At 69.3% G+C, this 20,660-nt stretch carries 21 protein-coding genes and 3 pseudogenes; 8 read left to right on the forward strand and 16 right to left on the reverse strand.

The window, feature by feature from the left end:
• Positions 1-8: 8 nt before the first annotated feature.
• From ACIBK3_RS45105 to ACIBK3_RS45125, 5 genes and pseudogenes are all read right to left on the reverse strand, one after another.
• Complete coding sequence (locus tag ACIBK3_RS45105) at positions 9-395, reverse strand: hypothetical protein (protein WP_399374364.1); 387 nt, start codon at positions 393-395, stop codon at positions 9-11.
• Between the two features lie 66 nt (positions 396-461).
• The gene (locus ACIBK3_RS45110) at positions 462-803 is read right to left on the reverse strand and encodes a hypothetical protein (protein ID WP_399374365.1); all 342 of its coding nucleotides are present in this window, start codon (positions 801-803) and stop codon (positions 462-464) included.
• 5 nt (positions 804-808) lie between these two features.
• Positions 809-1,147 (reverse strand): annotated as a pseudogene (locus ACIBK3_RS45115) (GNAT family N-acetyltransferase); the annotation flags it as partial.
• A 1,086-nt stretch (positions 1,148-2,233) separates the two neighbouring features.
• The gene (locus ACIBK3_RS45120) at positions 2,234-2,467 is read right to left on the reverse strand and encodes a hypothetical protein (RefSeq protein WP_399374367.1); all 234 of its coding nucleotides are present in this window, start codon (positions 2,465-2,467) and stop codon (positions 2,234-2,236) included.
• A 368-nt stretch (positions 2,468-2,835) separates the two neighbouring features.
• Positions 2,836-3,258 (reverse strand): hypothetical protein, encoded by a 423-nt coding sequence (locus tag ACIBK3_RS45125; RefSeq protein WP_399374368.1) that lies wholly within the window; start codon positions 3,256-3,258, stop codon positions 2,836-2,838.
• Positions 3,259-3,467: 209 nt separating this feature from the next.
• Here ACIBK3_RS45125 and ACIBK3_RS45130 point away from each other — a divergent pair.
• Together ACIBK3_RS45130 and ACIBK3_RS45135 are read left to right on the forward strand one after the other, a co-directional pair.
• Positions 3,468-3,671: pseudogene (locus ACIBK3_RS45130) on the forward strand (IS5/IS1182 family transposase); the annotation flags it as partial.
• A 128-nt stretch (positions 3,672-3,799) separates the two neighbouring features.
• A complete protein-coding gene (locus ACIBK3_RS45135; RefSeq protein WP_399374369.1) occupies positions 3,800-4,006 on the forward strand; it encodes a hypothetical protein in 207 nt (68 codons plus the stop codon).
• A gap of 254 nt (positions 4,007-4,260) precedes the next feature.
• Here ACIBK3_RS45135 and ACIBK3_RS45140 read toward each other — a convergent pair whose 3' ends face one another.
• Positions 4,261-4,989 carry an NAD-dependent epimerase/dehydratase family protein gene (locus tag ACIBK3_RS45140; RefSeq protein WP_399374371.1) on the reverse strand — a complete coding sequence of 243 codons (729 nt, stop codon included), beginning with the start codon at positions 4,987-4,989 and terminating at the stop codon, positions 4,261-4,263.
• A 139-nt stretch (positions 4,990-5,128) separates the two neighbouring features.
• Entirely contained in the window at positions 5,129-6,565 is a 1,437-nt protein-coding gene (locus ACIBK3_RS45145; protein ID WP_399374374.1) for an FAD-dependent monooxygenase, read from the reverse strand.
• A 115-nt stretch (positions 6,566-6,680) separates the two neighbouring features.
• Between ACIBK3_RS45145 and ACIBK3_RS45150 the strand changes: the two genes are divergently transcribed.
• Entirely contained in the window at positions 6,681-7,646 is a 966-nt protein-coding gene (locus tag ACIBK3_RS45150) for an Lrp/AsnC family transcriptional regulator (protein WP_399374376.1), read from the forward strand.
• Between the two features lie 290 nt (positions 7,647-7,936).
• Here ACIBK3_RS45150 and ACIBK3_RS45155 read toward each other — a convergent pair whose 3' ends face one another.
• Entirely contained in the window at positions 7,937-8,566 is a 630-nt protein-coding gene (locus ACIBK3_RS45155) for a helix-turn-helix domain-containing protein (RefSeq protein WP_399374378.1), read from the reverse strand.
• 144 nt (positions 8,567-8,710) lie between these two features.
• On the opposite strand from ACIBK3_RS45155, the gene ACIBK3_RS45160 reads away from it, so the two are divergent.
• The 4 genes and pseudogenes from ACIBK3_RS45160 (at position 8,711) to ACIBK3_RS45175 (ending at position 13,130) form a co-directional block, all read left to right on the forward strand.
• Positions 8,711-9,697: an alpha/beta fold hydrolase gene (locus ACIBK3_RS45160; protein WP_399374382.1), complete on the forward strand. Its 987-nt coding sequence runs from the start codon at positions 8,711-8,713 to the stop codon at positions 9,695-9,697.
• Between the two features lie 117 nt (positions 9,698-9,814).
• Positions 9,815-10,870: pseudogene (locus ACIBK3_RS45165) on the forward strand (transcriptional regulator); the annotation flags it as partial.
• A gap of 94 nt (positions 10,871-10,964) precedes the next feature.
• Positions 10,965-11,513, forward strand: a complete 549-nt coding sequence (gene tpg, locus ACIBK3_RS45170; RefSeq protein ID WP_399374385.1) for a telomere-protecting terminal protein Tpg — start codon at positions 10,965-10,967, stop codon at positions 11,511-11,513.
• Positions 11,514-11,801: 288 nt separating this feature from the next.
• Entirely contained in the window at positions 11,802-13,130 is a 1,329-nt protein-coding gene (locus ACIBK3_RS45175; protein ID WP_399374426.1) for a Fic family protein, read from the forward strand.
• A 420-nt stretch (positions 13,131-13,550) separates the two neighbouring features.
• Here ACIBK3_RS45175 and ACIBK3_RS45180 read toward each other — a convergent pair whose 3' ends face one another.
• Entirely contained in the window at positions 13,551-13,838 is a 288-nt protein-coding gene (locus tag ACIBK3_RS45180) for a hypothetical protein (RefSeq protein ID WP_399374386.1), read from the reverse strand.
• A gap of 271 nt (positions 13,839-14,109) precedes the next feature.
• Here ACIBK3_RS45180 and ACIBK3_RS45185 point away from each other — a divergent pair, with 271 nt between their 5' ends.
• The gene (locus tag ACIBK3_RS45185) at positions 14,110-15,105 is read left to right on the forward strand and encodes a Helicase associated domain protein (protein WP_399374389.1); all 996 of its coding nucleotides are present in this window, start codon (positions 14,110-14,112) and stop codon (positions 15,103-15,105) included.
• Between the two features lie 254 nt (positions 15,106-15,359).
• Here ACIBK3_RS45185 and ACIBK3_RS45190 read toward each other — a convergent pair whose 3' ends face one another.
• From ACIBK3_RS45190 to ACIBK3_RS45220, 7 genes are all read right to left on the reverse strand, one after another.
• On the reverse strand, positions 15,360-15,923 hold the full coding sequence (locus ACIBK3_RS45190; RefSeq protein WP_399374390.1) for a hypothetical protein: 564 nt from the start codon (positions 15,921-15,923) through the stop codon (positions 15,360-15,362).
• A gap of 157 nt (positions 15,924-16,080) precedes the next feature.
• Positions 16,081-16,617, reverse strand: a complete 537-nt coding sequence (locus tag ACIBK3_RS45195; protein WP_399374393.1) for an enoyl-CoA hydratase-related protein — start codon at positions 16,615-16,617, stop codon at positions 16,081-16,083.
• 135 nt (positions 16,618-16,752) lie between these two features.
• A complete protein-coding gene (locus ACIBK3_RS45200) occupies positions 16,753-17,457 on the reverse strand; it encodes a TetR/AcrR family transcriptional regulator (protein WP_399374394.1) in 705 nt (234 codons plus the stop codon).
• A 103-nt stretch (positions 17,458-17,560) separates the two neighbouring features.
• Positions 17,561-17,953 (reverse strand): Zn-ribbon domain-containing OB-fold protein, encoded by a 393-nt coding sequence (locus ACIBK3_RS45205; RefSeq protein ID WP_399374396.1) that lies wholly within the window; start codon positions 17,951-17,953, stop codon positions 17,561-17,563.
• Between the two features lie 20 nt (positions 17,954-17,973).
• Entirely contained in the window at positions 17,974-19,143 is a 1,170-nt protein-coding gene (locus ACIBK3_RS45210) for a thiolase family protein (RefSeq protein ID WP_399374399.1), read from the reverse strand.
• Between the two features lie 50 nt (positions 19,144-19,193).
• On the reverse strand, positions 19,194-20,432 hold the full coding sequence (locus ACIBK3_RS45215) for an NAD(P)/FAD-dependent oxidoreductase (RefSeq protein ID WP_399374402.1): 1,239 nt from the start codon (positions 20,430-20,432) through the stop codon (positions 19,194-19,196).
• 4 nt (positions 20,433-20,436) lie between these two features.
• Positions 20,437-20,631 (reverse strand): ferredoxin, encoded by a 195-nt coding sequence (locus ACIBK3_RS45220; protein WP_399374403.1) that lies wholly within the window; start codon positions 20,629-20,631, stop codon positions 20,437-20,439.
• Positions 20,632-20,660: the final 29 nt, after the last annotated feature.

The following is a 20,660-nucleotide window of genomic DNA, read 5'->3' on the forward strand; positions in this document are numbered from 1 at the left end:
CCCCCTTCTTACCTGACGCCCTGGCGGATCTCTTCGAGGCGGGTCATCAGCCGCTGATAGCGCTGGGAGGCAGCCTGCTGCGAGTTCAGCCCCTGATGCTGCGCGATCTGGCGCCAGTCCATGTCACGGCGCCTGGCCTCGATGACCACTTGGGACTCCAACCGGTCCAGCTGATGCCGCATGTCTTCGAACAGGCTGAGCGCCGCACCGAGATCATCCGAGGTCACGTCCGCCGCACGGCCGCCGGTTTGCTGGTGGTTGGCGGCAGCCGTCAGTAGCCGCCCCAGCAGGGCGGCATCACGTTCCAGGCTGCGCGCCGGAGCCCACTGAGCGGTGGGGTCCGGCGCGAGGGCGGACAAACGCCGCCGGGCCTCGTCACGAGCATCACGTGCCATGTGGCCCAGCTTACCTCATCACTCAATGAAACAACGTATTGTTGTTTCATTGAGTATGGGCGGTGTTCAGGGGCATGCACCGAGCTGCGGGACGCAGTGAAGCATCCTCATGCCCTCGATCGTGTCGGTCACTTGGTGGTCGCAGTGCTGCAGCAGATGCCTGAGGTCCTCCGGGAGATCGGCGTGGTGGATCAGGATGAGTGCTACCCGGGTGGTGCGGTGCAGATGGACCAGGTCGGCCCACATGCCCATGTGCATGAGATGGGTGCGCAGCAACGTCACCGTGCGGGCGGCCCGCGTCCGGGCTACGGCGTAGGCAGCCTGGTGCTCACGCTTCCCATGAACCAGTGAGGACCCCTCGGGAAGCGGTGGCCCCTCCCCCAAGGCCTGGCTCAGGTCGTCCCACACCTGTCGCTCGCGGCCTCCGTGGCCAGGCCCTGCCCCCAGTGGGCACGCCCCAGCCGCCAGCCGACCTCAACCGCAGGCAGGAGCTCCGGCATGAAGTCGGGGACCGAAAGACCGGTGAATCCGGCCAGTTCGCCAGTCGAGCGAATCTCCACGGCGAACAGGCCGAATCCCTGGGTGTCCCACTCGCGCTCCAATGCCTCGATGGCACGGCGCGTCTGCTGTTCGTCACGGACACTGCCGTCACCGATCCACCGCATCACCTCGGGATCGGCATTGACCGCAGCCATGGGCACAACGTCATCCGCGCGCCAACGACGCAGGACTAACCGGGGAGTCTCAAGCATGACCATCCGAGCATTCTGGCTCACAGAGGAACCCCGCCCCTCCTATCTGGGACTTCCGATACACGGCCTTAAGCCGCCTCCGCCCCTGGGCAGAGCCGGACCGGCAACTGCGGCACGGCCTACGTTCACCCAGACGAGTGCACGGGGCGGCGCGGTAATCAAAAGGGTGACTCACCCGCAGGAAGGACTGGCGGCAATCACGGCCCTTCGGCCAGCCGCTGGACTGTCCGCCAGCGCGGGGCGTCGTCATCTGGGACGTCCGGGGAAGCGAAGTGGAACGCAACGCCAAGGTGGGCAGCCAGCGCCCGGCCGGGCTCGGCGGCGGCAACGCCAGGAGGAGAACCGCCAGGGCGGTGGCAAACGGTCGCCAGGTGGCCCTCCCCATCGGGAGAGTCCAAGACCGCAACCAGGAGCACGAACCAGTCATGCACGGTATCGCCGTCCCACAATGCCTCCACCGCAGCCACACGGCCTGGGAGAGCCGCGGCACGCGCTGAGAGTGAGGGGATGTCGAGCGGATCGGGCGGCGTGCGCTGCACTCGGTCACCGAGAGCCTCGTATCGCGCGTGAACCACCCGCTCGGCCTCGTTGAGGCCCACCCCCAACGGACGCAGCGCCTCCCAGACGGACCTGACCGCCGACAGCCGACAATCCCTCAGCACGGCCGCGTCGACCTCTCGACAGGTCTGTTCCTCCAGATAGGCCCACCAGCCCCTCACTGAGCCACCAGCCGGAATTTCAGGGCGTGCGTCATAGGTCCGAACGTACGTCAGGGCGCGGCGCGCGCCCCAGCCACCCCTTGGTGGCGCTGTCAGATCTCGTGAACATCGCGCCGCGGCCGCGTGGGCCTGCTGCCTACCCGAATCGGGTCGATGTGCTGTCCGACCTCGTGGACGAAGCCACGGCGTCCATGATCTCCACATCCAGGCCGTGGGCGCGGCGGCGGCCGTCAAGGAGTAGGCCTTGCCGAGGCCTTCGGCGGTGAGGTCGCGGAGCTGCCGCTCGCTCGTGTCGGCCTCCTGGACGTCGAAGAGGCGGGCCGCGTACTGCGAGGGCAGGGCGATGGTCAGGTGCCGGATGCGGGCGTCATCGGTGGGGCCGGGAGTTGGCGGTGAAGCCGAACCGGGCGCGGGTGTCGACGACCAGGCCGGTGCTGGTGCGGCCTGCTTCCTGGCCTGGGCACGAACTCGGGGACTGCCAACTGTTGGCGGCGAGGACGTCGACCAGGCGACGCGCCGCGGCGATCGCGGGATCCGCCGACGGATCGGCGGGCGGCAGGGGCGGGGCGGTCCGGATGTCACGGAGGGCCTGGCGGACCACCGCGCGCACGGTGGGCTTATCGAGGGCCTGGAGGCCGCTGTGGGCGAGCGTGGCGAGTCGGCGGGTGATCAGCTCCGCGACGTCGTCCGTGCGGCCGGAGACGCCGATCAGGGCGCGCTGGGCAAGCCGTAGACGGCTCGATCACTCCCCACTCTCCGTCTGTGAGATCACCCCGAGCCATCCCGCCTGTCTACCGCCCCGGACCCAGCCGGGACAGCAGAACGACCAAACTCGTGATCTGAACTCGGCACACGTCCTACGGCGACCCGCTGATCGTTTCCCCAGAGGGATCGGGCAGGGCTTCGCCGGGTGAGGCTGGTCGGCACGGTCGTCCGGCCAGCCCCGGGTGAACGCGACGGACGTGTGGGTCAGGGGCAGAAGGTCTCACCGTTGGAGTACCTGCGGCCGTCGTGTTCCACCCACCCGGAGATGTAGGCGCAGCGTCCCTCCATGCCGCCGACGTAGATAGCGCCGGCGTACCTGTCGTAGAACCCGTTGTCGTACCAGGAGGTCTGCCAGTCCGTGCGGCGGATGCGGACCTCCATGTTGTGCCGTCCCTCTGCCACGTCGTAGGTCATCGCGCACAGTTGGCCGCTGCCTGCGGAGGTCCAGTAGACGTCGATGTAGGCATGACCGTCTCCCAGGTGGACGGCGTCGTATCGGCTGCCCTGGCAGTAAGAGAACGGACCCGCGTAACCGGGGGGCGCATCGGCGGGGTCGGTCGCCGACGCCACACCCGCCCCGCCCGTGATGATGCCGGCCGTCGCCACGACAACCGTTACCGCAGACATGATCCGTCTCGCCCCGGTGCCGAATCTGCTCATTGTTCCCCCTTGGATCGACCAGATTCTCGGACGGGTCAGGATAGCGTCGGCCGCATCCCCGCGAGATGCTTTCTCCGCAAGTGCTTAGATAAGGACCCTTATTTGGCCATCGCCCCGTTTCAACTGCCCAAGACAGGCCCGGGCGCCTGTCGGAGGCACAGCCACTTGTCTTAGTCAAGAAGCGCGGCTCGCGTGGTGGACGCCCCGTCAGTCACGATGCGGCCCTGTACATGGAGCGCAACACGGCCGAACGCTGCATCAACAAGATCAAGAAATGGCGCGGGCTCGCCACCCGCTACGACAAGACCCCGGCCAGCTACCTTGCCGGACTCCACTTACGCGGCGCCATCATCTGGCTCCGCAGTCTCCAGCCCGCCTGAAGATCCGAACTCGGCACACACCCTAGTGCCGCATCAAGCAACGTTCGCCCTGCCTGTACGGTCAAGGTATGGATGCCAGCGGCCACCCAACTCTCGATGAGATCCAAGGTCGCTTCACTGAGCTTGCCGTGGGTCGGCTGTCCCGGGACGAGGCCGACCGCTGGGCGGTGAGGTGGGTGATGGAGGACGGCATCGTCTGGGACGACCTCTCCTGGTGGGCGCTGAACCGCCTCTACGGAATCGATCTCCCCGCGGGCGAGGGCGGCGGCTACCTGCACAACGACGAACAGGTACGGGCATGGCTCGCTGAGCTGAGGAAACGCCGAGCGATGTGAAACGCCCGCAGCACCGTCCCGAAGTCCCGGTCGCTGCCAGGATGTGCGCATGGCCGAAGGGGTGCGCGCCACCCCACCTCCGACGCGCCGACCGCCTCACGGCAAGGGCATTTCCTGCTCAATCCAGTTCGTGATCGATGGGCGCGAGGGCGCCAGCCAAGGTCGTGAGCCCGGGTGGCACGGACGCGGCTGTTGGCGCCGAGGGCGTACCGGGAGAAGCCCTCCCCCCATGCGGCCGCAGCGGAACCCAGATCTCACGGCTCCACCGGCCCCAGACCCAGCCGACGGGCGATCGCCTCACCGATCTCGGCGAACGAGGCGTCCTCGCCGCCCTCCACGAAGTAGAAGCCCGTGGCCGCGGGGTCGGTGAGCGCTAGGTGATACAGGTCGGCCATGTCATCGAGATGCACCGTCGACCAGCGGTTCAGGCCGCGGCCGACGACGCGGACGGTCTTGCTGGCCTGGGCCTGTGTGACCAGCGGCGGGATCAGCACGGTCTGCGGGCGCAGTCCCGTGCCGTTGCCGTAGATCAGTGAGTTGCACAGCACCACCGAACGCACTCCCGCTGCACTGGCATCGACGAGGGAGCGGTCGATGGCATACCGAGCCCGCCGGATCTCGTGGTCCCCCGGGCTGAAAGGCTTCGCGTCGTCGAAGACCACCTCGGATTCGTACTGGCCCTGGGCGTCATCACCGATGACGCTGGTCCCGCTGGTGTGGATCAACACCTTGCCCGAACCCCGCAGAGCGTCAACAAAGGCGGCCACAGCGCCGCGGTGGTCGCTGTGAGCGGCATTGATGACCGCGTCGGCGCGGCTGGCCTCTCGCTTGAGCAGCGCCGCGTCGTCAAGGTCCCCGACGACCGGTTTGATGCCGGCGGCGGTGAGATCGCATCCGGGTCCCTGCCGAACTGCCACCCGGACGTGAGGCAGGCGGCGGGAGTCCAGCCTTCTGCTGCGAAACCCGCAGTCCTCGTCGGCCACCTGGACGCGCCGGGACGCCGCCGCCTTCCTCACGCTCAGGGTCCTTCAAGCACCTGAGCCGAAGCACGGTAGTTGTCACCATCAGCGCCCACTGGTGACCACCAGCCTCTCCACGACAGCCGACTCCCTGAACGTCGACTCAGCGGGGCTCGCCGAACCAACGGTCGAGCGCCGGTTCCAGGTCATCCGCGCCGGCCCAGCACACGTAGCCATCCGGCCGGATGAGCATCGACTCGGTGTCGGCGCCCTGGCCCACCCGGTCCACGCGGTCCGACCAGGGGCCGGCGACCTTGGCGAACGTGTCGGCCGGGTCCAGCAGGATGCCGTGCCCGGATCGCAGCAGCTCGTGCACCCGGGCCGGACCGAGGTCCAGGTCCGGCGCGGGTCGGCCGACGAGCGGATGGGTTTCGGCGCCCGGCATCGGGTAGCGGACGGCCATCCCGGACGTCAGGTCGGCAAGATAGTCCTGGACGCCCGGCAGTTGGGCCATGGCCGTGAAGATCTCCCGGGCGGCCAGCACGTCCGGATCGCGAGTGCCGGCCCAGTCCATCAGCAGGCTCTGTGCCCGAACGTTGCGCAATACGGCGGCCCCGGCCGGATGCCGTTCCGCGTGATACGTGTCGAGCAGGTTCTTCGGTGCCCAGCCGTGCACGGCGGCGCCGAGCTTCCAGCCGAGGTTGAGCGCGTCCTGCATCCCGGTGTTCATGCCCTGCGCGCCGAGCGGGAGGTGAACATGGGCGGCATCACCCGCCAGGAACACCCGCCCGTGCCGGTACTGCTCGACCTGTCGTGACGCGTTGGTGATGCGGCGGGCGTAGCGCAGTTCGTGCAACTGCGCCCGTGTGCCGAACACGGTGCGCAGGCCGTCGCGGATTTCGTCCTCGGTGACCGGGACCTCCCTCGGCAGTGACCGGCCCGGCCCGCCGAGGACCAGTCGGCGCAGCCGCCTGCCCTGCGGATCGGTGCCGAGCGGGAACAGTGCCGCCCAGTGTCCGTCCTCGTTCCAGGTGTGCGACGCGGACGAATCGACACCGCTCAACCGCACGTCGGCGGCGGTGATCGTCAACGTACCGGGCTGACCGGGGAACCCGGCCCGCAGCAGCGACCGGACGGTGCTGTGGGCTCCGTCGGCGGCGACGAGGTAACCGGAGCGGAGGGTGGCGCCGTTGGCGAAGGCCGCGGTGACCCCCTTCTCGTCCTGGGTGAGGCCGACCAGTTCGTGGTCCCTCCGGGCCTGGAGGCCATGCGCGGCGAGGTGCTGCTCGAAGAACCCCTCGATCACCACCTGCGGCACGGACCGCCACGGCAGACGGTGACGGGCGGAACGGGGCGGGAGCTGGATACCGGCGAAGTGGCCGGTGGTGACGGGATGATCTCCGGTGGCCAGCAAGGGCTCCAGCAGCCCTCGTTGGTCGAGCATCTCCATGGTGCGCGGCTGCACGCCGCCTGCCTTGGACAGGTCGCTGCGCTGCGGCAGCTTGTCGACCAGCACGGTCGACACCCCCGCCATCAGCAGCTCGTTGGCCAAAGTCATTCCGGTCGGGCCGGCGCCGACGATGAGCACATCGGTGTCCATGAACTCTCCTCTGCCTGTTTCGATCAAGACAGAAGCAACGCTCCGTCGGCCGAGCCGCCCGAGCCAGAAACCGGCTCCATTGCGTTGATATCTGACGCTGTCTAACCTCAGCTCGGTGGAATCCGACTACGACGAGCTGGATCGTCGGCTCGTGCACGCCCTGCAGATCGACGGCCGCGCCCCGTTCAGCACCATTGCCGAGGTTCTCGGCGTGTCGGATCGCACCATCGCCCGCCGGTACGCCCGGTTGCGGTCGGCCGGGGCGGTACGGGTGCTGGGCGGGGTCGACCCCACCGCGCCGGGTGCCATCCTGTGGTTCCTGCGGGTGCGATGTGCGCCTGCCGCGTCGCTCCCGGTCGCCGAGGCGCTGGCAAGACGCCCCGACACGTCCTGGGTGAGCCTCAGCTCCGGCGGCACCGAGATCACCTGCGTGGTCCGTACCGAGAGCGAGGCGGACAGCGAGGCACTGCTGCTGGCCAAACTCCCCCGCACCCCGCGCGTGGAGGGCGTGACCGCGCACTCCGTACTGCACGCCTTCTACGGCGGCCCGGACAACCTGGTCGGAAAACTCGGGTCGCTGGACGTGGAGGCGATCGAGCGACTGCGCCCGCCTCAGGTGCCGCATCGACGGGGACCGGTACGGCTCGGCGACGGTGACCGCAAACTCCTCGCCCTGCTCGCCGCCGACGGCCGGGCCGGATTCGAGCAGTTGGCCGCGGCGACCGGCTGGTCGCCGACGACGGTCCGGCGCCGGATGACGGAGCTGCGCGAACACGGCCTGCTCTATCTCGACATCGACGTCGACTGGCGCATGTTCGGCGTGAACGCCCGAACCCTGCTCTGGCTCTCGGTCGCCCCCACACACCTGGAGGAGGCCGGTCAGGCGCTGGCCGGGCATCCGGAGATCGCGTTCGCCGCCGCTACGACCGGCCCGACCAACCTATACGCGAGCGTGGTGTGCACGAACCAACGGGAGCTGTACAGGTACCTGACCACCCGGATCGCCGCACTCCCAGCCATCACACACATCGAAACAGCACCAGTGATCAGGACCGTCAAACAGGCAGCGAACCAGACATAGCAACCGACCAGCCCCCTGCTGTCTCGATCGCACACAGCACACTGCTTGTCACCAGGTCGGCGCGCTACCTGTCACCAGCAGCGCGCGAAGCACGGTGAGTGTCACCGGCTCCGGCGCTGTACCGGCCGCCTGGCTGCACAACGGCCCCCGACAGTCAGCCCGGCGTGCTCCGTCCGACCGCCCTTTGTGACAACACGCTGCCGTGGTGACAAAGCCGGATGACGTGGCGCATGAGACCGACCGAAGCAGCGTGGTTGTCACCGACGAAGCAAGCGGCTTGTCACAACTGCTCATTGAGCAGCCTTTCTGGCACCAGTTCCGCGACCAGCGGCTGGAGGGGTGCGCAGCCGTAGGCGTTCTCCTTGAGGCCCGAACATGATCAGATACTCGACCGGTCCGGTGGATCCGGCGTTTGCGACTCCGTGGGGGATGCGGGTGTCGAACTCGACGACGTCCCCGGCAGTCAGGACGAGGTCCTGGTTGCCGAGTGCGAGCCACAACCGCCCGTACAGGACGCACAGCCACTCGTAGCCCTCGTGGGACACCTGGCGGGGCCGCCCAGGCGGCTCCGCGACGGCAGGCAGGACGTGCTTGTGGGCGTGCAGGCCGCCGACGTACTGGGTCAGCGGCAACACCGCCTTGTCGTCGCCGAAGCTGTGCGGCGCCGCGCTGCGGGGCTCGGCCGCAGGGGCGGGTGTGGTGCCGGCCAGCTCGTCCAGGGAGATTCCGTATTCCTTCGCCAGTTGCAGCACCACCTCCAGGGTGGGCTTGCGCCGGCCGGTCTCGATCCGCGACAGCGTACTGGGCGAGATGCCGGTCGCGCAGCTGACAGCGGCGAGTGTTACGCCACGGCGCTCGCGCACACCCCGCAGCCGCGGCCCCATCGCCGCCAGCGTCTGCGTCACGTCGTCACCTGCCACCGTCCCCGTTCCTTCCACCGTGCCGCATCACCGCCCTGTCCTGCAACCTTGCCACGATGGCAACGCTCATCGCGCCGAGTAACCGCCGCGTCGCATGATCGACGGGTTCCCGCCAGCCGCCAGCGAACTGAGGAGAAGTCCCCCATGCGATCCGAGCCGTCCGCCGCACTCCGCCACCGCACCGTCGAGGCCCCTGCCGGGCGCCTGCACCTGGTCGAGCAGGGCACCGGCCCGTTGATCCTGCTCGTGCACGGCTTCCCCGAGGCCTGGTACTCCTGGCGCCACCAACTCCCTGCCATCGCCGCGGCCGGGTACCGGGCAGTGGCGATCGACGTGCGCGGCTACGGCCGCTCCTCCAAGCCCGCAGCGATCGACGCCTACCGAATGCTCGACCTGGTGGAGGACACCGTCGCCGTCGTGCGCGCCCTCGGCGAGGAGAGCGCGGTGATCGTCGGCCACGACTGGGGCTCCAACATCGCCGCCGCCTCCGCCCTGCTCCACCCCGGAGTCTTCCGCGCGGTCGGCTTGCTGAGCGTCCCCTACGCGCCGCCCGGCGGTCCCCGTCCCACCGATGTCTTCGGCCAGATCGGCGGCCCCGAGCAGGAGTTCTACGTCTCCTACTTCCAGGAGCCCGGCCGTGCCGAGGCGGAGATCGAGCCTGACGTCCGGAGCTGGCTCGCAGGCTTCTACGCGGCCCTGTCCGCCGACACGATGCCTGCCGAGGGCGAGCCCGACCCGCACTTCGTCGGCCTGGGCCGTCAGCTGTGCGACCGTTTCCCTGCCGGCCCGCTCCCGGCCTGGTTGAGCGAGGATGACATCGACGTCTACGCCGGGGAGTTCGAGCGCACCGGCCTGACCGGCGCCCTCAACCGCTACCGCAACATGGACCGCGACTGGGAAGACCTCGCCCCGCACCGCGGAGCTCCGATCAAGCAGCCATCCCTGTTTATCGGCGGCGCCCTGGGCGCCTCCACCACCTGGATGGCCGACGCCATCGACGCCTACCCCACCACCCTCCCCCGCCTGTCGGCCTCCCACCTCCTGGACGGCTGCGGCCACTGGATCCAGCAGGAACGCCCCGACGAGGTCAACAGCCTGCTGACCGACTGGCTCGCCACGCTTCAGAGCTGAACCAGACGGGCTACCTGGGCAGCCTGGCGGTGCATTTCAGGAGGTCCGCGCCGAGGTAGCGCATGGCGTCTGTTCGGTGGTGCCGAACAGTCTCATCGCTACGCCGGTGACAACAACAACCCCGGCTCCCTCGGCACGGAGCCGATGGACCCCGCGCCGCCGGAAGCCACCCCCGAGCACCCCGCCGTCGTAGACAGCGGCTGGCGCGGCGGCTTCCTGAACGAGGAGGCCTACCAGTGGGTGCGCTACGTCGACCTGCTGAGCGATGAGGAGTGCACGCTGCCCTACGCGGTAGGCCTGGACCTCAACACCGCCTTTCTCGCCGCCGCTGCCCGCCTGGTCGTCGGCCTCAGCGCTCCCGACCACTTCCGCGCCCCGGCCTTCAACCCGAAGATCCCCGGCTCCTGGCTGGTCGACCTGTCTCACGTCGAGGTGGACCCGCGCCTGCCGTCGCCGTTCACTCCGGACGGTACGCGGCCGACGGGTGCGGCCTGGTACCAGACGCACACCGTCGCCTACGCCCAGTAGCTCGGCTGCAACGTCCAGCCCCTCGAGGGGTACCTGCGCCGCGAGACCGGCGCCTACCTGGGCCCGTGGCACGACCGGTTGCAGACCGCCTACGTCGACACCCTCGCCGACCTCGGCGTCACCAAGGAACTCACGGACGTGGCGTTTCTGGCGGCGATGGAGCGGCACAATGACGTCGACCCGGCCATGGAGGCGGTGCTGGCCGCGATCAAGGCCACCGTCAAGGGCGGCATCGGCAAGCTCCGCGAACGCCCGCAGGGCAAGCGCTACAAGGAGGGCGAGCGGTGGCCGGCCCTTCAGCGGCCGACCTGGCGCCCCGACATCCGCGCCGCCGTCATCAGCAAGGCCCGCATCAACATGCACCGCCAACTGCGAAATATGGCGGCGATGACGGGCCTGTACCCGCTCGCCGTACTCTCCGACTGCGTCGTCTACCCCTCACCGGGCGACTCGTCGCTGGACTTCCTGCCCTACGCCGCCTCCGGCAAGCACCAGCCCGGCGGCTTCCGCCTCGGACCCACCCCCAGCCTGGCCAAACTCGCAGGCGTCCAGTCCATGCTCTGGGCCGTCGACCTCATGGAACAGGGCTACAACCCCGCCCGCCACATCAAGGGCGGCGACGCCGTCCTCGACGCAGGAGAGTAGGCCAGTGCCCGACATCGTCCCGACGCACAACACCCGGTTCCCGCCGCTGGCCGGCACCGGCGGCCAGGACCCCACCGCCGAGAAGGGCTGAGCCGTGGCAGCAATCGAGGACGCCATCGAGCGGGCCGACCGGGAAGCGTTCACCCGCCAGCCGCCCAAGACCCTCAAGGGCCAGATCGGTTACCTGATCAAGCAGCTCAAGACGACCCGGGCTGTCGCCGAGGAGATCGGGGTCAGCCAGCGGTCGGTGGAGCGCTACCGCACGGGCGAACGCAAGCACCCGCCCCAGGCCATCGCCGAACGGATCGACGCCGCCGTGCGGCAGCGATGGCAGCCCCAGGTCCGCAAACGCCGACAGAAACAGGCGGCCACCGCGACCGGGATCACTGTGGAGACCAGGGCCCGCTTCGGGTACACGGCACCCATCGGCACGACCGACGACGGGCGCGTCCGGCGCCTGACCGTGCATCTCCCCCCGGCGTACGCGCAGCGCCTGTTCGACGCCCGCAACACAGGCGCCAGCGATCAAGAGATGCGCCAGATCATCGCCGAAGGATTCAAAGAGATCTACTTCCAGGACGGCGGAGCCCGCGCCATGGGACTCTCCGACGTCACCCTCAACGACATCGACCTCGACTACTGACCTGACGTCGGCATCCGGGCCCGCACCTGCTCGTTGAGCCGAAGCACGATAGTTGTCACAGAGGCAGGCTTGTTGTTACCAAGATCGCAGGGGCCCCGCGCAGGGCTGCTGACGAAGTGAGACCACTTCGGCTGGCTTAGCTGGCGCTCGGAACGCCAGAGTGGTCGCGAAGGGCCCCCTGTACATTCTCCGGGCCCTGCGGTAATCCGCTTGAACCGCAGTCGGCTGGACAGGCAGGCTTGCGTGGTGATTGTCGAGCTGGCCCCCCGCTTCCTGACCTGGGACGATGTGAATCCCGCCCAGCATTTCTTCGATAGCGCGTCAGCACCGCAGGTAGTGCGGTCGCTTGGGCCCGCCCGGAGGGTGCCCAGCCGCGCCGACGTCCCCTTCGGTGACCCAGCTATGAGTGACTGGAGCTGGAACGAGGGACAGCCCTGGGCTGACGCTATGTCACACGCCCTCGCCGAACACTACGGCCGCTGGACCGTGGGCTGGCGCTGGTCGCACGACGAAGGCGACTTCGACGGAGGACCCGTCGGAAACTGGTGCTGCCCCCGGGACTCGATCACCACACCGCAGGAGACGCTCGCCCGTGTCGTCGCGGCGCTGCGCGAATGGCGCGAGTGGCTGGAGAGTCTCGCCGGGTGGTTCGACGCGTACCCGCTGGACCTGGCCGGCATCGAGGACCAGCGGATCCTCTGGGAGCGTGCCGCCCGGAACCTGATCCTGCAGGTGACCGACCGCACAGGCTGCGGCAGCGGTTGGCACGGACACTGCCGTCAAGTGCTCACCTGGTTCCTCAGCCGCTGGGGCGTCGCTCCCGGCCTCGCGCAAGAGCTGGTCGACGAGGCGATCGGCGGGCGGTTCGCGAGCTGGACCGGCCCCGACATCGTGCTGGTCGAGGACGTCGCGGAGCGGCTCGCGCTGTCGCTGCGGCCGGACGACGGCGCACAATCCGTCGGACCCGCGCCGGACCACCTCGAGCGCTGGCTCGCGGTGCGCGAGACAGTGCCATGGCAGGACGTTCCTGACGGCGCTGGGGACGAACCGGTGGCCCCGTCGCGCGACGGCGCGGCGGACGACATACGCGCCTTCGACGGCGCCTTGGATCCCGCCCGTGCACGGGGCCTGCTCGCCGCACTGGAGCTGCTGCGGACCCATGCGGCGCACGGCGCCTTGCTCGACTTCGAGCTGCTCCAGCGATGGCAGCAGCATGTCCTGGGCACACCGCAGCCGCCGCCGTTCCGCGACCTGCCGGCCTTCGCCAAGGGGGGCAGGGAACGCTACGGCATCGGCCCGGACACACGAGCCCGCCTCGACGCCTGCCTGGCCGAGAGCGCGCGCCACGCCGAGCGGCCCGTTCCCCTCAGCGCCCGGGCCGCACGTGCCTATCTCGACGTGTGCTTCTTCCATCCCTTCGACGACGGCAACGCCCGGTCCGCTTTCCTTGTCCTCGTTTTCGTCCTCGCCCGCGAGGGCGTCGCGCTCGATGGGGTCAGCCTGTTGCGTCGCGTCACCTTCCAGGCCGACGATCCGCAGGACGCGCTGATCCTCACTCGGTACGTCGACATCCACCTCGCGGAGACCCGACGCAACAGCGCCTCTCTCGACTCCTAGCGGTGGGCATAACAGCTCCGATGAGACGTCTGGTTGCTCGGACACACGGAATCGCCGTGCAGGTCAGGTGGCGGCGAATCATTACACGCAGTGACAACTGCCCTGCCTTGCCGCTGCTGGTGACAAGTAGCGTGCCGACCTGGTGATAACTACTGTGCCTTGCCGCGCTGAAGCCACAGGTCAGTGGCCGCCGATGGTGACAACTATCGTGCCTGGCACACGACCGAGAGGAAGATCGAGCCTGGCAAACGCCGACAGTGAGCTGCTGCGCAACTCAGCCAGAGGGAGACATGGCTGTGCGGTGAGCGGGTGTGGTGGTGATGTGGCGGCGGCGGTCGCCGCGGCTGGGGTTCAGCCGGTCCCCAGCTTGCGGTGGCCGTACGGGGTCCCGGACCCGTCGGCTTGCCGTTGTGCTACTGCCTACCGCTTGGATGAGTCCGACGGCGGTAGGCGTTTGAGCCACCACCTGGCGAGCGGATAGGCAGCCGCTGCGGCAAGGACTCCCGTCAGGGCGGTGACTGTGTGCTCGTACTCGGGAAGCATCTGGCTGACGGGCTCGAAGACCAGCATCTGGGCGCCCCAGAAGGCCGCAAAGCCCGCGAACGCGCCTCCGGCCGACTCCTTGGTCCACCGCCTCCTGCCCGCCGGGGCGGGCGTGGCCGGCCGGGTGAGTTGGCCGTCCGGAGGTGGCGCGAAAGGGTCGGTCACGGCCCTGTTCTACCGGTCATCGACCAGCGTGACAAGGGTCGCTCCCGGCCTGTGGAAAGGCCCTCGACCAACCTCCCTCCCCGGCAGCGTTCGCCGGTCAAGGAGCAAGTGACGGCGTCCTGTGTGGTCTCGGCGTCGGTGCGACTTCCGCGTGGATGGCATCGGGTCGATCGAACCGACACCGGCCTGCGCCTGCCGAAGGCGTCTGTGCCCCTTACCCGAACCCGTTGCGGGCACGGCCGTGCCCGACCCGGCCGCCCAGCACCCGGTTATGGAGACCGGCCTGTACTACGCCCGCATCTGGGCAGCCGAGCACGGAAGCCTCGACCTTCCCCGCACCGCTCAGCACGGCGGCTTCCCCCTCGGCCGCTGGCTGGCCCAACAACGCCACCAGGCCAACCTCCACCGCGACCTCTTCGACACCCCCTGGCCGCACGAGGAACACCTCGTCCGCATCGACCCGTACTGGAACCCGCCCTGGGGCATGAAATGGCAACGCCGCTACCAGGCCGCCCGCACACAACTCACCCCCGGCCGCTCCCTGGCCACCACGGCCGACCTCGACGCGCTCCCATCAGCGACAGCGAAATGGCTGTTCACCCAGTGCTCCAGTTACGACAGCCTCCACCCCGAGCAGCAACAGCTGCTCGCCGAGATCGGCCTCACCAGCAAACGTGCCCGCGCTCTGGCACCACCACAGAAACCTCCCCAACCAGCCCGCCCAACCCGCCCGCGGCTGAAGAACCCGCCCTCCGCTTTCGCAGCCGGCCTGCCCTACGCCCAAGCCTGGACCGCCCAGCACGGCAACCTCACCTCAGCCGACTACCGCACCGAACACGACTGCTTCCCCCTGGGATGGTGGCTGTACAAACAACGCCGCGCCGCCCACGCGCACGTGAAACGCACCGGCCGGCCCTGGCCCCCACGACCCGCAACTCGCCGCCCTCGACACGTGGTGGAACCCGGCCCGGCGCGCCACCTGGAACCACAGCTGGCACCAAGCCCACACGTCCTACAGCACCGGCATGCCCTTCCCCAACCAGACCACCAAATGGATCCGCACCCAGCAACGAACCTGGACTCAGCTCCACCCCCACCAACAAATCCTGATGGGCGCCCTCGGCATCTACGGGCCCGCACCCCTATGCCGCTACAACAGCCGCCCAGCGAACCTGACCGACCAGCCAACAGAACTGATCAACACCCACGAGACCAACCCAGAGCAGAAACTCCGCAGTTCACAGGCCGGCCCAGCCGGGGCCCGTAAGCAACGCCAAGCGCCTCGCCGGCACACACCACACCGCCGGACCCAACCGGCCAACTGATCAGTCCAGTTCAACGCCCCGGACGCCGATCAGAACGAACGAACCGCGACACTGAGCAACAGCAAGAGCCGCCGGGCCAAGCTCACCGCCGACAAGCTCGCCGCCCTCGCCGCTCTCGGTCTCGACTGGGCAGGTTGACGTTGACTGCCGGGCTCCACACAGGTCGGTGATCTGCCAGTCTCGCGGGCCCACGTCGTCAGCGGGGCTGGCCAGCCGTATTCGGCCGGTTTTCAGTTCCTGGTGCTGTCGCTGGGTGTCCGACCCAAGCCTGATGGCGGGACGCGACATGCAGTCCCTCGCGCAGGCGACCTCGTAGGACGCCTACGCGTGTTCTGCCCTCCAGCACCTGCAGACCTGTGTCCGACGGGTCCAAGAGCCGTCGGGCTATCAGGATCGGTGGGCGCAGCCACGTCCCGTGCTCTTCCCAGTGCTGCCCTACCTTGTGAGGGCGAAGTTCGACCCAATACACCGGGTTCTTTGCGTAGCTCTCGATACAGCCGGCATCGGACGCTCCGGTCGGCATCTCATTGAAGTCCGCGGCCGGGATCGTCTCAAGCCGCCACCTGACCTCGCGCAGGTCGATGCCGCCGTAGTCATGCACGAAGGCGCCGTTGTCCCCGTGATCGAAGAGAAACTGCTCGAGGACGTCGTCCGGCCAGCGCAGCGATGCCAGCGCAGGGTCTGCTCGGAAACGGTCATAGCTGAAGCCGCTGCCTTCGCGGCGGCGGAACATCAGTGGGCTGAGGTCGCCTAGCTTCACGCCGCCATGTGTACCGGAGATTCCGGGCAGTGTTCCCCCTCCGGCTCAACCCCCACTCGCTCGTGAGCGCGGGCCGCTATGCCGGAAGATGCTCCACCGCACAAGGGAGGGGTCTGGCTGACGAGCGGCTTCGATGCACGGCTGGCCCCGGAGGGCTTCAACCGGCACGCCACCCACTGACACGGGTGGTGTGCGCATTCCGCAGCGGACCGGCGCGCGGGGATGGCGCGCCCGCCCGCCGGGCTGAGCGGCCGACGGGCTGAGCGGCCGACGAACTCGGCCGTCGAGCGGTTGAGGAAGGATTCGATGTCGACGCGGGCGTCCTCTGTGGCGAACAACTTGAGGACGGTCGGCTCCAGCTCTGCCCTCCCTGTGCCGAAGCGGGCGTTGGCCAGGGTGGCTCGCACGCCCGGGGGCGCCTGGCGGCGATCAACTGGGCGATCACGATGGCCTGTTCCACGTGGGTACCGTCCGGCACGACCTCCTGCACGATACCGATGCGCAGTGCCTGAGCGGTGTCGAACTGCTCCGCCGTGAGCATCCACCGCATCGCGTTGTCCCAGCCCGCGGCCTTCGGGAAGCGCAGGGTGGCGGCGCCGGAGGGTACGGTCTTCAACCGCGTCGAGCTGCGCGAAGTCCAGGTCCGCATTGGAGGTGGCGAGCCGTGCTGGATGGGCAGCATCTGGGCCGGCATCCTGCGCTCCCAGGCTGACGCCCTGACAGTCTGCGGACGGGTGTCCGGATGGGTTCACCGGTGGCTTTGAGCGGCCGGCTGAGTGATCAGACGGAGCACTGCCGGAGAGCCCTGGACGGCGGCGGCGAACGTCCGTCAGGGGCGTGGTGCCGGTTCGGGGCGGGCAGCGGCGTCGGTGAGGCAGGAGCGGACGATTTTCAGTACCGCGCCGTCGGTGTCGGCGAGTTCGGTCACGCCGACCGGGCGGGTGAGGAGACCGCCGAGCGCCATGTCGACGAGGCTCGCACCGACATCCTCGGCGGTGTGGGGTCCGGCCGGGTCGAACCAGGTCCAGGCCCACTGGGCGGAGCCCATCAACAGCAGGCTCTGTAGCTGAGGATCGCCCTCGCGGAACTGACCGTTTTCCATTCCCTTGCGCAGGACGCCTCGCACGAGCTCCAGGTACTCCCCGCGCAGCCGTAGGCCCTCGCTCAGCGCAGCGTGGTCCGACAGCCGGGCGATCTCCCTCTGGAAGGCGACCGTGGCGTCCCGGTCGTGCACCTGGTAGAGCATGAAGGCGAACAGAAGCCCGGCGAGCTGCTCCGGCGGCGAGGACAGCCGGTTCATGATCAGGTATGCCTCGGCGAGCCTGCGCCGCATGTACGACTCGTGCAGGGCGGCGAGGAGGCGGTCCTTGGTGCCGTAGTGGTGCACGATGGTGCCTTTGGAAATGCCGAGTTCCGCCGCGATGTCGCTGAAGTTGGTGCCGTCGTAACCGGCCTGGGCGACGCGGCGGGTGAACGATTCCAGGATGTGTCCCGACCTGCCCGGGGCCCCTGCCCCGGCGCGCCTGGCAGCCATTTCGGGTTCCTCCTGTACGCGACGACGAGCGAACACCCAGCCTATCCGTCGGCTGACCGTACGAGCGACCAGTCTGCGAGAGGTGAACACTGGCGCACCGTGTTCAACCGCGTACGGTGAACGCCGGGATCGGCTCGCCCTCGTCCGGGCGCAGGATCGTCAGGGTCAGTGCCGTCCCAGGCGGCGGAGGTGAGGTCGCGCCGAGGATGGCAGCCTGCATCCAGGGACCCTCGCCGAGTTCGACCAGGGCCTGGACCGTGGTGACCCCCGTCTTCCCCGGTGTCGCCACCGAGGCCACGACCTCCGCCGTGCCGTCGGCCTCGACCCACCGCAGGTCCCGTGCCTCGCAGGCCGTGCACCCTGCGGCGTCGGGGCGGCAATGGTGGCCGCACTTGGTGCAGCGGCGGATGAGCAGGACGCCCCTCACGAGGCCGTCGAACCACGGCGCGGACGCCGCGTCGCGTCGGGCGGGCCGGGCGGGGATCTGCGTGGTCACGATGGAACCTCTATCCGATGTCAGGATGTGGGGAGGGCGCCGAGGACCAGGGTCGCGTGGTGGTCGAGTATGCCGCCGTTGCCGCTGACCAGCGCGACCTCGTGCTGGGGGACCTGGCGCGCCTCCCCCGCCCGGCCGCGTACCTGCTGCACGGCTTCGACCAGTGGTGTCATGCCCCAGAGGTAGAAGCCAGACAGCTGGCCGCCGCCGGTGTTGGTGGGCAGTGCGCCGCCCGGGGCGAGGGCACCGGAGGCCGCCAGATGCCCGGCTTCGCCCCTGTCGCAGAACCCGTAGTCCTCCAGCGTGACCAGCACGGTGTAGGTGTAGCAGTCGTAGATCTCCCGGACGTCCACGTCGGAGGGGGTGATGCCGGCCATCTTCATTGCGGCGGCTCCCGAGGCGGCCGCTCCGGTGACGAGACCGAACGTGCTGCCCCGCTCCATCACGTAGCCCGGGTGTGCCTGGCCCCAGCCCCATACGTACACCGGCGGCTTGGGCAGGGTGGCGGCCCGCTCGGGGGTGGTGACAACCACGGCGGCTCCTCCGTTGGACACCAGGCAGCAGTCGAACAGGTGCAACGGCTGCACCACCCAGCGCGATCGGTGGTAGTCCTCGAGCGTCAGCGGTGTGCGGAACTGTGCCGCGGGGTTGTGCGCGGCCCACTTCCGCTGGCTGACGGCGACGGCGCCCAGGTGGTCGCTGGTGACCCCGTAGTGCGCCATGTAGCGGGCGGCGGCCAGGGCATAGCGGTGGTTGACGCTGGTGAACCCGCCGGCGGTCTCCGCGCTGCGGAAGCCGGTGGCGGTCAGCGAACTGGACAGGTACGCCTCTCCGGTACGGGCGTTCTCCCGCAGCGGCGCGTCGGCGAAGACGCAGACGACGGAGATGGCCTGCCCGCAGCGCACGGCCGCGGCGGCCTGGGCGATCATGATGCCCGCCGACGCGCCGAAGGACTGCACCTGGGAGAGCAGGCTGAGGTCGCGCAGGCCCAGACGTTTGGCGAGGCTCAGGTCGATGCCGCGGCTCTGGCCCGCGTTGACCAGCAGTCCATCGATGTCCCGCAGCTTCAGGCCCGCGTCCGCCACAGCGAGCCGGACCGCTTCGTCGGCGAAGTCCGCCGCCGTACGCCCGTACACCTTGCCGACCTCGGTCAGGCCCAGGCCCGCGATCGCCGCGTTGCGGCCGCTCATCGGCTCCCCTCTCTTCCTCGTCCGCTTCGGTGGGCACGCGTTCGGCGGGCTCACGCCACGGAGGCGGACTGCCGCGCTCGCTGGTTGCGTTCACGGGCGAAGTCCAAGGCATCGCTCCAGGTGCCGCGTCGGTTGATCATCGCGCGGTACTTCATGATGTGGGTGGGGTGGTCGACCGCCAGCGCGCCGGTGAGGCTCTGGCCGGTGCGATAGAGCGCCACCCAGCGTCCGTCTCGCGGGTCGCCGCTGACCACCCGTACCTCGTCCGCCTGCGAGATCCCGACGAACTGGATGCGCGTCCCGTACCAGTCCGACCAGAAGTACGGGACGGTGGAGTACGGCCGGGACTCCCCCGGGCGCAGGGCGTTGACCGCGGCGGCCGCGCCCTGCTCGGCGGCGCTGGTCCAGTGCTCCAGCCGCATCGGCTGCCCGAACAGCGGGTTGTGCCAGCGCGCGACGTCACCGGCGGCGTACACCCCCGGCGCCGAGGTGGCCAGCGTCTCGTCGCAGCACACGCCGTCGGCGAGTGCGATGCCGGAGCCGTCCAGCCAGGAGGTGGCCGGGTCTGCACCGATGCCGGCCACGACGAGGCCCGCGTGCAGAGTGCTGCCGTCCGCGAGATCGACGCGGACTCCCTCGCCGCCGCGCCGTATCGCCTCCACGGTCACCCCGAGGCGCAGGTCGGTGCCGGCCCGGTCGTGCAGCGCGGCGCAGGCCAGGCCCATCTCCCCGCCCAGCGCCCGCCGCAGTGGGACGTCGGCGGCCTCGACGACGGTGACCGGCAGGCCCCGTTTACGGGCGGCCGAGGCCACCTCCGAGCCGATGAACCCGGCGCCCACCACGACGAGTCGTGCCTGGTCGTCGAGTGCGCGGCGCACCGCCGCGGCGTCGTCGGCGGTACGCAGGGAATGAACGCCCGTGATGCCCTCCGTCCCCGGCACCGTACGCGCGGCTGCTCCGGTGGCGATGACCAGCGCGTCGTACGGGACCGGGGCGCCGTCCACAAGGACCGCGCGGGCTTCGGTGTCCAGACCGGACGCGGAGGCGCCGAGTCGCAGCTCGACGCCGAGTTCGGTGCGCAGGGTGTGCTCGGTGCGGAAGGTGGTGTCGGGGGGTTCTCCGGGGCCCGCTTCCAGGTACGCCTTCGACAGCGGCGGACGGTCGTAGGGCAGGTGTTCCTCCGCGCCGATGAGCGTGACCGTACCCGCGAAACCGCTCCTGCGGGCCCCTTCGACCGCGCGCAGACCGGCCAGGGAGGCGCCGACGACGACCAGACGCCGGGGTGTCATCGGCTCAGCCCTCGATCAGCCGGAGGGCCTCGGTGGGGCAGCCCGTCACCGCGGCCTGGACCTCGGCCAGCTTCCCGTCGGGCACGACCTCGGCCCTGAGCACGAGAGCGCCGTCGTCGTCCACCTCGAAGACCTCGGGAGAGAAGGACTCGCAGATACCGAGCCCGGTGCATTTCCCGCGGTCGAGCAGGATCTTCATCTGGATCGCCTCCTGGGCAGTACGAGTGA

Source organism: Streptomyces sp. NPDC050287 (genome assembly GCF_044459385.1).
GTDB lineage: Bacteria > Actinomycetota > Actinomycetes > Streptomycetales > Streptomycetaceae > Streptomyces.

Coding starts and splice junctions, on each gene's coding strand:
- ACIBK3_RS45195 (WP_399374393.1), bottom strand. CDS start 16,617: ATGCCGGCCCAGATGCTGCCCATCCAGCACGGCTCGCCACCTCCAATG.
- ACIBK3_RS45210 (WP_399374399.1), bottom strand. CDS start 19,143: ATGAGCGGCCGCAACGCGGCGATCGCGGGCCTGGGCCTGACCGAGGTC.
- ACIBK3_RS45105 (WP_399374364.1), bottom strand. CDS start 395: ATGGCACGTGATGCTCGTGACGAGGCCCGGCGGCGTTTGTCCGCCCTC.
- ACIBK3_RS45200 (WP_399374394.1), bottom strand. CDS start 17,457: ATGGCTGCCAGGCGCGCCGGGGCAGGGGCCCCGGGCAGGTCGGGACAC.
- ACIBK3_RS45185 (WP_399374389.1), top strand. CDS start 14,110: ATGGAGACCGGCCTGTACTACGCCCGCATCTGGGCAGCCGAGCACGGA.
- ACIBK3_RS45220 (WP_399374403.1), bottom strand. CDS start 20,631: ATGAAGATCCTGCTCGACCGCGGGAAATGCACCGGGCTCGGTATCTGC.
- ACIBK3_RS45160 (WP_399374382.1), top strand. CDS start 8,711: ATGCGATCCGAGCCGTCCGCCGCACTCCGCCACCGCACCGTCGAGGCC.
- ACIBK3_RS45215 (WP_399374402.1), bottom strand. CDS start 20,432: ATGACACCCCGGCGTCTGGTCGTCGTCGGCGCCTCCCTGGCCGGTCTG.
- ACIBK3_RS45145 (WP_399374374.1), bottom strand. CDS start 6,565: ATGGACACCGATGTGCTCATCGTCGGCGCCGGCCCGACCGGAATGACT.
- ACIBK3_RS45125 (WP_399374368.1), bottom strand. CDS start 3,258: ATGTCTGCGGTAACGGTTGTCGTGGCGACGGCCGGCATCATCACGGGC.